General features: G+C 61.3%; 7 protein-coding genes. 6 read left to right on the top strand and 1 reads right to left on the bottom strand.

Annotated features, from left to right (window positions below):
• Positions 1-265: 265 nt before the first annotated feature.
• The 6 genes from VNM72_10785 (at position 266) to VNM72_10760 (ending at position 9,829) form a co-directional block, all read left to right on the top strand.
• Positions 266-1,954: a GWxTD domain-containing protein gene (locus VNM72_10785; protein ID HXF05885.1), complete on the top strand. Its 1,689-nt coding sequence runs from the start codon at positions 266-268 to the stop codon at positions 1,952-1,954.
• Between the two features lie 144 nt (positions 1,955-2,098).
• A complete protein-coding gene (locus VNM72_10780; GenBank protein HXF05884.1) occupies positions 2,099-3,832 on the top strand; it encodes a glycerol-3-phosphate dehydrogenase/oxidase in 1,734 nt (577 codons plus the stop codon).
• Positions 3,833-3,953: 121 nt separating this feature from the next.
• A complete protein-coding gene (locus tag VNM72_10775; GenBank protein HXF05883.1) occupies positions 3,954-6,542 on the top strand; it encodes an extracellular solute-binding protein in 2,589 nt (862 codons plus the stop codon).
• Positions 6,508-7,131 (top strand): response regulator transcription factor, encoded by a 624-nt coding sequence (locus VNM72_10770; protein ID HXF05882.1) that lies wholly within the window; start codon positions 6,508-6,510, stop codon positions 7,129-7,131. The genes VNM72_10775 and VNM72_10770 overlap by 35 nt, the downstream gene beginning before the upstream one ends.
• A gap of 157 nt (positions 7,132-7,288) precedes the next feature.
• Positions 7,289-7,696 carry a response regulator gene (locus VNM72_10765; GenBank protein ID HXF05881.1) on the top strand — a complete coding sequence of 136 codons (408 nt, stop codon included), beginning with the start codon at positions 7,289-7,291 and terminating at the stop codon, positions 7,694-7,696.
• A 156-nt stretch (positions 7,697-7,852) separates the two neighbouring features.
• Positions 7,853-9,829 (top strand): hypothetical protein, encoded by a 1,977-nt coding sequence (locus VNM72_10760; protein HXF05880.1) that lies wholly within the window; start codon positions 7,853-7,855, stop codon positions 9,827-9,829.
• A gap of 81 nt (positions 9,830-9,910) precedes the next feature.
• On the opposite strand, the gene VNM72_10755 is transcribed toward VNM72_10760, so the two are convergent.
• Positions 9,911-12,037: a S9 family peptidase gene (locus VNM72_10755; protein ID HXF05879.1), complete on the bottom strand. Its 2,127-nt coding sequence runs from the start codon at positions 12,035-12,037 to the stop codon at positions 9,911-9,913.
• Positions 12,038-12,450: the final 413 nt, after the last annotated feature.

The raw sequence follows: 12,450 nt of genomic DNA, 5'->3' as shown, positions 1-12,450 counted from the left end.
ACTTTTGACGATGTGAAACCGCCGATACCGCTGTTGAACGGCACGTCTCTGCGGGTACGGGGAGCCTTTCTCCCTCTCAGTGCGAAGGAAATCCGCGAGGAAATGGCCCGATGACGTCCCCTCTCGCGCCTGAGAGGGGCGACGAAGAACGCGAAGGACACGGTAATGAAGAAAACCGCCGGAGGCAATGGCGGGAGAGTGGCTTGAAACGAGAAAAGAGGGTCGGTATACTTTCCACCGCACGATTGCTGTGGGAGGATGGCCTATGATCGGTGATGCTCGCCTCACAAAGAAAATCCTGAGCGTGATTGTCGGCATCTTTTTCCTGCTGTCCCTGGCACCGTCAGTGCCGGTTGCCGTCGCACAAGGCCAGGAGAACCAGGGCAAGTCGCAGCGTAAGGAGGATAAAAAGCGGGAGCAAAGCCGCAAGAGAGAGCTGGCCGACGTCTACAAGAAATGGCTCGATGAGGACGTGCGCTGGATCATCACTGAAGAGGAGCGCGCCGCCTTCAATAAACTGGAGACGGATGAGGAGCGGGAACAGTTCATCGAGCAGTTCTGGCTCCGCCGCGATCCCAATCCCGATACCGAGGAGAACGAATACCGGGAGGAGCACTATCGGCGCATTGCCTACGCCAATGAGCGATTCTCCTCCGGCATTCCCGGCTGGAAGACCGATCGTGGTCGCATCTACATCATGTTCGGGCCGCCCGACAGCATCGAGAGTCATCCTTCGGGAGGGACGTATGATCGTCCTTACTGGGAAGGCGGCGGCAGCACGAGCACCTATCCGTTCGAGGTGTGGTTCTATCGCTATATCGAAGGTGTGGGCAGCGGCATCGAGATCGAATTCGTTGATCCGACCATGACGGGTGAATATCGCATCGCCCGGAGCCCCGATGAGAAAGATGCCCTCTTGTTTGTTCCCAACGCCGGACTCACGCTGGCGGAAGAACTGGGATTGGCCTCGAAAGCCGACCGTCCCTTCTTCTCTCCGGGCAATCGCGAGCGGTATCCGCTGATGGCTTTGCGGGCGCAGGATCAACCGTTTGAACGATTGCAACTGCTGGCGAATTTGCAGCGACCGCCCAAGGTCAAGTTCAACGATCTGGCGACGGTGGCCGATGCCAAGCTCGAAGTTGAATTCGACGTCCTCCCCTTCCAGATGCGAACCGATTTCGTGCGCGTCACCGATTCCTCCATCAACACGATTTTCACCGTCCTGATGGAGAATCAGGACCTGAGCTTCAAGAATAACGGCGGCTATAACGAAGCCGTCGTCAACATTCACGGGCGCATTCGTCCGGTCAGCGGGCGACGGCCGCACATTTTCGAGGATGTCGTCACGCAACGGTACACCGATGATGTCTTCGATCAGGGCGTGAAGCAAAAGTCCATCTACCAGCGGCAGGTCATGCTCCCGCCGGGAAACTATGTGGTTGACCTGGTCATTCGTGATGTCAATAGCGGTCGAACCGGCGTGGTCCATCACGGGTTCCAGGTGCCCCGCTATGCCGAGGGACAGTTGTCCACCAGTTCGCTGATCGTGGCCGAACGCATTGAGCCGTTGCACGGGCGACTGGCTGCCGGACCCTTCGTCCTGGGCAATCTCAAAGTCCGCCCGAACGTCAACGGCATCTTCAGGCGAGGTGATCCGGTGGGCATCTACATGCAGATTTACAATCCCGGCGTGGATCAGACGACGCTGCGACCGGCGGTGGATGTGGAGTATGTCCTCCTGCGGGATGGGCGCGAGGTTCTTCGACTGCGGGAAGATGGACAAAATGGGCTGACGCGCTTTTTGACCCAGCAAATTACGCTGGCGCGGGTGATTCCCAGCGATCAGCTTCCGCCCGGGACCTACACCATCAAGGTGCGCATTACGGATCAGGTCACGCAGCAAACGATTGAGCCCACCGCGACGTTCACCATCACCGACCGCAAAGAAGAGTGAGGCGGCAGTTGCTGGCCTCCTGATTCGGCATGCGCCGTTCGGCCAAAGGAATGATTGCCGGACGGCGCATTTCACACACGCCATTTCACCTGCGCGAAGATCCTTCATCCTTGATGATTCCCAGGACCTGCTGAGAAGCGACTCGTGGCGGAGCCAGACGCGGGCTGCCGGGGCTTACGCCGCATCTTCGGTCTTTCGATGAGCGAGTTATCGGCGCACACACGGCGGGAGAATCTCCAGCGAATGGCCCGTGAGCCGTTCGATCTGGTGATTGTCGGCGGCGGCATTACGGGAGCGGGGATCGCCTGGGAAGCTGCCGCTCGTGGATTGAAAACCGCCCTCATTGACAAGAGCGACTTCGCCAGCGGCACGAGCAGTAAATCCTCCAAGCTCGTCCACGGCGGGATTCGTTACCTGCGTCAGGGTGATCTTCGACTGACCCTGGCGATGGCGCGAGAACGGGCAATCCTGCGACGGCTGGCTCCGGGAGTGGTTGACTGGGTGAGTTTTCTTTTCCCCTTCTACGGGGCGCCGGGCGATTGGCTTCTGGCTTCGCTGGGCCTGTGGATTTACGATCTGCTGGCCTGGCGCTCGATCCCGCTGAAGCACCGGCGCGTATCGCCGCACGAGGCCGCCCGACTGTGGCCTCAGCTTCGGGAGCGCGGATTGAAAGCAGCCTTCACCTACTTTGATGGGCGGACCGATGATGCGCGTCTGGTGCTGACGGTGCTCAAGGCGGCGGCCCGGCAGGGAGCCCTCATCGCCAATTACGCCGCCGCCACAGGCTTTCTCCGGTGTCGCCAGAGAGTGGCCGGAGTGGTCGTCCGAGATATGCTCACCGGGCAGGACCTGGAGGTTCGCTCGATGGCCGTGGTGAATGCCTCCGGACCCTGGCTCGATGAGGTGCGCCACTATGAGGATCGGGACGCCCGTCCTCTGCTCTTCACGACCAAGGGGATTCATCTCGTCGTTCGGCGCGAGCATTTCTCGGCGAGGGGTTCCACCGGGGGAGATTTCGACCTGGGTCTGCTTTTTCACTCGGCCCGTGACGGACGGGAGATGTTTGTCATTCCCTGGGGGCCGCTGGCTCTCATCGGCACGACGGATACGCCCTACACGGGTGATCCCGCCGATGCGCGCGCGCATACCGAGGACATCGCCTATGTGCTTGACTCCATCAACGGCATCCTGAAGAGGCGCCTTCACCCCGAAGAGATTCTCGCCACATTCGCCGGCGTGCGTCCCCTACTGGCTCAGGACAAAGCGTTCGCCTCCGATATTTCCCGCTGGCATCGTATCTCGGAGAGTTCCTCGGGATTGATCTCCATCGGCGGGGGAAAGCTGACGACGTTTCGCCTCATGGCGCGCGCCGTGGTCGGTCGGGTGATGAAACGACTGGCGGGGAATCAGCGTGCTCGGAAGGACGGCGGGCCGGGGCGGGCGACGAGCCAGGGCGTAGGGGGAGACCGCCTGTGGGCATCGTCGTTGCTTCCTGGCGCGGCCGATCTCGATCTGGAAGAAATGCCCCTTGATCCTGACATCCGGGATCACCTCGTGCGCGCGTATGGGCAGGATGCTCGTTCACTTTTCGAGCTGACGCGATCTCATTCGGAACTGGGCGACCGACTTATTCCGGGTCTGCCCTACATCAAGGCTGAAGTTCTTTACGCCATGCGTCGGGAGATGGCGCTCACGCTCACGGACGTGCTCTCGCGCCGGACGCGACTGGTGTGGGAAGACGCCGGGCATGCGCTGCCCGTTGCGGAATCGGTCGCTCGACTCATGGCGAGGGAACTCGGCTGGACGGAGCAAGAGATCGCCGCTCAGCTTGCCGCCTACCGGCGCGAAGCATTCCTTCACAGCGTGGCGAGAAGCTAACTCGCCAGAAGCCCCTGATTGGGCGCTGCGCATCTCTGACCGCGCGCTCTGGACAGGTCGTGAGGACCCAAAGTAAAGTATCGCACCACGCATGGAGGTGAAAGCGATGAGAGCGGGCTCCATGCTCACTGTAATCTTCGGCATCGTGCTTCTGAACGTCACCCCGGGTCGCGCCGAGGAACCGCTGCTTTTCGTCCGGATGCCGAGCGAAGCGCCGCTGGCGCGCTCGCCCACAGAGGCCGAGATCGCCCGCTTTGTGGCCGAGCACAAAACCTATCTCCACATGAGCCTGCAGGATTTGCTGCGCGATCCCTTCCTGGCGCGCGAGGCGCTCGGGCAGCAACGCATCTTCCGCGAACTGGAACTGTTTCGCGCCCGCACTGGCATAGCCGCTCAGGTCAAGTTCGTCACCTGGATGGAGGCGCTGCGCTACTATGCCGATTACGTCTCGGATGCCAAGAATCCTCCGATCCTGGCGCAGGTGGGAGATACCTGGATCGCCTATTTTCGCTCGCTGGGTGTGGTCGCCGATGAGCGGCGCTACAGTTGGGATGTGCGCCTGCTCTGGTACTGGAAAGAGTGGGTGCGCCCCGAGGAGATCGCCGACGGGGCGGGATTTTTGCAGACCTGCCGGCGCTTGCGCCAGAATCGGCCGCCGAAACTGATCGCGCCGTTTGCCATTCCGACCGCCCCGGGTTGGGACCTGCTGCACGATCTGGCCGTGTGGCAGTACAACGCGGGCGTGCCCTCGCTCATTTGCACCGAAAGGAAGTGGGGCGTGCTCCCCTGGCGCGAAGCCGTCCTGGCGAGCCGCGAGGGAGAGCGAGCGGCTGAGTTTTTGATCGAGCTGGTCAAACAGGGATGCGTCGCATTGCCCGAAAACTATGCCACTGAGGTGGCCGAAGATTTCCTCGCAGGCCGTTATGCGATGGTCATCCTGGGGACATGGGTGGCGGATCGCGCGGCCAAGCGGCTGGGAGCCGACTGGGAGAAACACATCGGGACGACGCTCCCGCCAAGAATCGGGGCGGCAGCGGCGACCACCATGAAAGGCGGATCGTATCTGGTGGTGCTCGATCCCACGCGAGGGCGCGATCCGGACGGCGTGGCGCGGGCGCGCCGCCTGATGGAGTTCCTCAGCTCGGCCGAAAGCCAAGAGCGCTACGGCGAAGGCGTGGGCGATCTGCCGGCGCATTCTCAGATTGTGTCGCAGAAGCCCTTCGCCGAAATGTTTCAACTGGCCCTGCAGCGAGGAAAACCCTATCCCGAAATTCCCGAATGGGCGCCGGTTGTCGAGAACCTCGTCACGCGCGATAACCTCTACGCCTTCTGGAAGCGCCTCTCGGTGCTGGCCGAGGCGCAGGGCGCCCTCCAGTCCGAACAGCGCGCGCGCGAACGATTGGTCCTGGCGGCGCTCCATTCGGCCGAATCCAGCATCAACAGCGAGCTGTCGCCGGGGCGCATGGCCTTCCTTGGGCCCTATGTCGTGGGCGCGAGCCTGCCGTTTCTCGTGGCTCTGGGGGTCGTGCTCTGGCGCCGCCAGGTCGAGCGACACCGAGCCCAGCGGCGCTTGCGCGCCTCCGAGGCCAAGTATCGCGACCTCTACGAGAACGCCCCCGATCTGTGCTGTTCGGTCTCAGCCACGACCGGACGGATCATCGAGTGCAACCAGCAATTGATCGCCAAGACGGGCTACACGCGCCAGGAGTTGATCGGTCGCCCGGTGCTCGAATTGTGCCACCCGGAGTGCGTTGATGTGGCGCGTCAGGCCTTCGAGCACGTCGGGCCCAATGAGCATGTCCGCGATCTGGAAGTCCGGCTCCGCTGCAAGGACGGGACGACGCTCTGGGCGAGCGTCAACGTCTCGGCCGTTCAGGACGAACGAGGGACGATCCTCCATGCCATCTGGCGGGACATCACCGAGCGCAAGCGGGCTGAAGAGGAACTGCGCCAGAAGCAGCGCGAGCTGACGCACGTGGCTCGATTGGTGACCCTGGGGGAGATGGCGGCGGCGCTCGCGCACGAGCTGAATCAGCCTCTGGCGGCCATCGTCAGCAATGCCCAGGCCAGCCAGCGGATGCTGGCCGATGATCGAGCGCCGCTCGATGAGGTGCGCGAAGCGCTGAGCGACATCGTTCACGATAGCAAGCGCGCCGGCGAAGTCATCCGGCGGCTCCGCGCCCTCCTGCGCAAAAGCGACGGCGAGCCGACGCCGCTCAATCTCAACGAGGCGATCGAGGAAGTTGTGCGATTGCTGCGGGCGGGCATCCTGCGCGATGTAACCATTCAGCTCGAGCTGGCGCCGGACCTCCCCCTCATTGTGGGAGATCGCGTGCAACTGCAGCAGGTCATCATGAACCTGCTCGTCAATGCTGCCGAAGCGATGGCGCATCTTCCGGCCGAGATGCGGCGCATCATCCTGCGCACGGAGCGTGGCGATGGGCCCGGCACAGTGCTCGTCTCGGTGCGCGATTTCGGGCATGGAGTTGCCGACGAAATTCGAGAGCGCATCTTCGACGCCTTCTTCACCACCAAGCGCGAAGGTCTCGGCATGGGGCTTTCGATCAGCCGGTCAATCATCGAAGCTCATGGAGGTCGGCTCGGCGTCACATCGCATCCGGACCAGGGCGCAACATTCTGGTTCACGCTGCGAGCCGATCACGGGGGAGATTCAAATGAGCGAGTCAACTCCCCTGGTCTACATCATTGATGACGATCCGTCGGTGCGGCGGGCGCTCGTGCGACTCATTCGCACGGCCGGATTCGAGGCGGTCGCCTTCGGTTCGGCCCAGGAGTTCCTGGCCGCCCCTTTGACCGAGAGGCCCTCTTGTCTGGTGCTCGACGTTCGATTGCCGGGCGTGAGCGGCCTCCAGTTGCAAGAGCAGTTGGCGGCTTTGGGCCGCCACCTGCCAATCGTCTTCATCACCGGCCACGGCGATATTCCCATGAGCGTGCGCGCCATGAAGGCCGGAGCCATTGATTTCCTGGTCAAGCCGTTTCAGGAAAAGGACCTGCTGGAAGCCATCGGCGCCGCGATCCGAGCCGACAAAGAAGCCCGCCGCCATGAGGCCGAACTCAGCGAACTGCGGCGACGGATGATGACGCTGACGCCGCGCGAACGAGAAGTCCTGGAGCTTGTCGTTCAAGGGCTCCTCAACAAACAGATCGCCGCCCGGCTGGGCACAACCGAAAAGACGATCAAGGTGCACCGCGCCCGCGTCATGGAGAAGATGAAAGCGCGCTCGCTGGCTGAGCTGGTCCGTCTGGCCGAGAAGCTCGGCATTCCCTCATCCGCCTGACTCTGCAAACGTAGCTCACGCTTCCAACCTGCGCATTTTTCTCGCAGCCTGGAAAGGCGGCGCTACGTTGCCTGGCATGTTGGTCTAAGGTCCAATAGGCAGGCTCCGGCGGCTGTGGTATCTTCGGGCACTGTTGCGCTCTGAGGGCGGGTGAGGGATGTGCAAAGGAAGGCGACCGATCATCTTCATCGTGGATGACGATCCGTCGGTGCGGCGGGCGCTCCGGCGGCTCGTGCGATCATGGGGATGGGACGCACAAACGTTCGCGTCTGCCGATGAATTCCTGAGCGCCTGGTCTCCGGCGCTTCAGGGATGTTTGATCCTCGACGTGCGCCTTCCGGGCATGAGCGGATTGGAGCTTCAGGAGCGACTGGCGGCTGAGGGGGCGCGCCTGCCGATCATTTTCATCACGGCGCATGGAGATCAGCTTGCCGAAGCGCGCGGGCGGCAGGCCGGAGCTATCGCATTCCTCTATAAACCCTTCGACGAAGCGGCCTTGAAAGAAGCCCTCCGGACGGCCCTCGCCCTTTGCTCTCACGATCACGGACATTCGGTAGCGGGTTGAGGATCCTTCCGGAAGGCGTTTCACGGAAGCACCTGGCCCATACACACAATCCACGAGCGAAAACTGTCTTGCAGGGTCACGTGAGTTGTGGCGCTCTCCTTGCACCACTATAATTGCTTGCCTTTTGTCAAGAATTTGAGTGTTCAGCGAACGTTCATGAAGCCAGACTATCTACTGCCGACGCTTCCGGTCCCGCGCACATCTCCGCCCCGGACGTCTCTGGGGCGCTGGTTCATGCACACTCGACTGGACGAACCTCACGGTCACCACGCTGCCTATCCGTGGTATCGGGTTTTATGGCTGACCGGCGTGGACTATTTCTCGACGCTGGGGTATCAGCCGGGCATCGCATTGCTGGCGGCGGGCGCCCTGGCCCCGGCGGCGACGGGAGTTCTCCTGCTCGTCACATTGCTCGGTGCGCTGCCCACCTATGTGGAGGTCGCCAAGCGATCCTACGCCGGTCAAGGGTCAATCGCCATGCTGGAGAATTTGCTGCCGGGCTGGAAGGGCAAGCTGCTCGTGCTGATCTTGCTCGGATTCGCCGGAACGGACTTTGTCATCACGATGACGCTCTCGGCGGCCGATGCCGCCAAGCACGCCGTTGAGAATCCGTATCTGCGGCCTCTCTTTGGTGAGGCGCAACTGGAGTTGACGCTTCTCTTTCTGGCTTTGCTGGCGATGGTATTTCTGAAAGGCTTCCGCGAGGCCATCGGGTTGGCGACGGCAGTCGCTGTTCCGTACCTGCTCCTCAATCTGGTCGTCATTGTCCGGGCTTTTGTGGAAGTCGCGCGGCAACCGGAGTTGATTGCCGGATGGCGCGTGAGCCTGGGGATGCACGGTGACTGGACGACGATGCTGATGGCATCAGCCTTTATCTTTCCCAAACTGGCGCTGGGGCTGAGCGGGTTCGAGACGGGAGTCACGGTCATGCCGCTCATTTCCGGGGGGCCGGAAGATACGGCGAGCCGTTATCCCTCCCAGCGCATTCAGGCGACGCATCGGATGCTTCAATCCGCTGCCGTGATCATGTGCGTCATGCTGCTCACGTCCAGCCTGGTGACCACCTGGTTGATTCCTCCGGACGCCTACGCGAAAGGGGGACCGGCGGCCGGACGGGCACTCGCCTATCTCGCTCACCTCTACCTGGGACACACCTTCGGCACCCTTTATGACATCTCCACGATTGTGATCCTCTGGTTTGCCGGAGCCTCGGCGATGGCCGGGCTGCTCAATCTCATTCCTCGCTACCTGCCGCGATTCGGCATGGCTCCGCGATGGGTGGCCTATGCGCGACCGCTCGTTCTCGTTCTCTTCGCCATTGATGTAATCATCACGTTCATTTTCGATGCTGAGGTCGAGGCGCAAGCGGGAGCCTATGCCACCGGCGTGCTGGCGCTGATGCTCTCGGCGGCAGTTGCCGTGGCCCTCTCGTTCTGGCACGAATACCGCCAGGAGACTAACGGCGCGAGATCCGTCGGGCGGGTGTTGCTGAGCCTCTATTTCTGGGTAATCAGCGGCGTCTTTCTTTTCACTCTGGGAGATAATATCGTCGCACGGCCCGATGGCGTCATCATCGCCAGTTTTTTCATCGCCGCCATTATTCTTTTGAGCGCCGTCAGCCGATCCTGGCGCTCCCTGGAACTACGCGTCTCGGAGCTGGCGCTGGCCGATGCCGAATCGGCGCAACTCTGGCCATCACTTGTGGGCAAAAAAGTCCATCTCGTTCCCATTCGCACGTTCAATCCCGCCGCCTGCGCCCGAAAGGCGGAGGAGATCCGGCGCTATTACTTGATCACCGGTCCGCTAGCGTTCATTCACGTCACGCTCATTGACAATCGCAGCGAGTTCCTCGCTCGCTTGCGAGTGAAGGTGCGGAAGGAAGGGGAGAATTACTTCATCGAGGTCTCCGGAGCGGTGGCCATCGCCAACACCATCGCCTATATCAGCGAGCTGATTGATCCGATCAGTCTCTTCCTCGGACTCTCGCGGCAGAACCTGATGACCCAGGCGCTGAGGTACCTGCTCTGGGGCGAAGGAGAGGTTGGACTGATGGTCTATACCATTTTGCTGCGCTACTGGGAATGGACTCCGGAAGAAGATGTGCGCCCGCTGATCTTCCTGATGAGCGAGTGAGCGGAAAGGAACGGTCCGCCCCAAGGGACTCTCCCTCTTTTCGTCCCCCGTCGTCTTGCTTTCGATGCGAACCGCCGTTACTTATCCCCGGGCCCGCTTGAGGTAGGTATCGAACCACTCGATGACGGTGCGATACCACAGCTCGCTGTTCTGCGGCTTGAGCACCCAATGGCCCTCATCAGGGAAATAAAGCAGTTTCGAGGGAACGCCCATCCGCTGTAGCGCGGTGAACATCTGCAAGCCCTCTCCGATGGGAACGCGATAATCGAGTTCCCCGTGAATGACGAGCGTCGGCGTCTTGAAATTTTTCACGAAGTTGTGAGGCGACCACCGCTCGTACAGTTCGCGATTGGTCCAGGGAGTGCCGCGAAACTCCCATTCGGGGAACCACAATTCTTCGGTCGCTCCGTACATGCTCGTCAGGTTGAATACGCCCGCATGTGAGACGAGCGCCTTGAACCGATCCGTGTGACCGGCGATCCAGTTGACCAGGTATCCGCCGTAGGATCCACCCGCGGCTCCGATGCGATCCTGATCCACATATCCGAGACTGATCATGTAGTCCACGCCCTTCATCACGTCGTCGTAGACCTTGCCGCCCCAGTCGCCGCTGATTTCATCGGTGAATTTCTGTCCGAAGCCCACGCTGCCGCGGGGATTGGGCATGAAGATGACATATCCGGCAGCCGCAAACAGTTGTCCGTTCCAGCGGTAGTGGAAGAGATCAGCCCAGACGCTTTGCGGCCCGCCGTGAATGAGAACGAGCAGGGGATATTTCCTCGTCGGATCGAATCCCGGCGGCTTGATCACCCAGGCGTGAATTCTGGTTCCATCCGCTCCCGTGTACCAGACGGATTCGACCTGTCCCCAGGCGATTCGAGCGACCAGATCGTCGTTCAATCCCGTCACCGGCGCGAGATCTCGACCATCGGTCTGAACCCGGAAAATTTCCGCCGGCTGACTGAGCGTCTGACGGGTGAAGACCAGTGTCCGCCCATCGGGCGTGATCTGAAGCCCATCGTTGACGCCACCGGGAACGATCTTCTCGATCCGCCGGCTGGAGAGTGAGAGGACCGAAATGGGGCCGCTGCCCTCATCCGACGTGGTGAAATAAATCTTCTGGCTATCGGGCGACCAGAGAAATTCCTCCACGGGACGATCGAGTGTTTGAGTGAGGCTCGTCACCGTCCCGGTCTGCCGATCGTAGAGCATGAGCTGCCAGCGATCCGACTCGAAGCCCGCGCGTTCCTGAGACCGATAGGCGATGAAGCGACCGTCGGGCGAATACAACGGCGAGGCATCGGCTCCGGGATTGGTCGTGATGCGCTTCGGCTCGCCGCCCGTCACCGGCACGATCCACAGATCGCTGTTGGTGCTGATCGCTTCATCCCGACTCTCTTTGCGAACAAAACAGATCTCGCGTCCATCCGGCGAGAAGGCGTAATCGTCCGGCCCACCCAGCGAGAAGGGAGGAACATCGGCATCGCCCGGTGTGAGGTCCCGCACCTGACCATCGGCCACCGACACGAGGAAAAGATGACTGCGCTTGCCGTCCTTCCAGGCATTCCAGTGGCGATAGAGTAGCCGATCAATCAGTTTGGCCTTGATCGGACTTTTTGCCCGCTCATCATCCCGTTTCCGATTGCACTCATCGGTGGAACAGTCGGGATAGACCTCGGAGACAAATGCCAAATATTCGCCCGTCGGCGACCAGATGAGACCCTCAGCTCCGGTGGAAAGAGACGTGAGACGGCGCGACTCTCCTCCACCGACATCAATGATCCAGATTTGCGGCGTTCCATCCCGCGTCGAGATGAAGGCGATCTTTTTCCCGTCGGGAGACCAGCGGGGGCGGCTGTCCAGGGCCGGATGCGCCGTCAGTTGACGCGGCCTTCCCCCTGAGATGGGAACCAGCCACAGGTCGCTTGTGCGCGTATTGGCTGCCTTATTGACAAGGGTCAGGCTGAAGGCAATCGTCCGACCATCCGGCGAAAGCTGAGGTTCGGCTACTCGTTTGATGGCCATCATGTCATCGAAGGTGAAGGGCCGACGGTCCTGAACAGCCCGCAAGGAATTTCCACCCACCGCAGCAAATAACCCGATGATGAGGATAAGTCCACAAACACAGGCGAAGGACGTCCGACACCTCCCCCACTGTTTTCCCCGAGACCGTGAAGGAAGAGACGCGTCATGCGCATGCTTGATCATGGTTTGCCTCCCACAAAAGTCATTATCCGCAGACAGGGATTCGCACAAATGGTGACCCGTGTTCATCGCTCCCGGCGTGACCACGGCCGACATTCTGAGTCGGCGGCGCAGGTTTGTCAAACCCTTCGGCCTGGATCGCCGATTTCTCCTACTGGCCCTCGAGGGGAGCCGATTTCTCAGAGCATTCACAGTTCGGAGCGGCGGCGCAAGACCGACCGCTTTCGGTCCTCGGATTGTCGAGGCCGACGGTGATGTGTCCGGGAGAGCCGGACGTGTCCGTTTCCACAGGGGCTCACCGGGCACGCCGGAGGCGTGCGCTCCCAGAGGATTTTTCGCAAGGATTCGTACGGAGGCCTGTGTGCGGTCATCACAACGAAGTTCCGGCACACGGCAGGCGCAGGACGCGATGGAAC

It is taken from the genome of Blastocatellia bacterium (assembly GCA_035573895.1).
In the GTDB taxonomy this organism is placed as follows: Bacteria; Acidobacteriota; Blastocatellia; order HR10; family HR10; genus DATLZR01.
The sequence above is the reverse complement of the archived record's forward strand: the minus strand, read 5'-3'. Positions and strand labels throughout refer to the sequence as shown.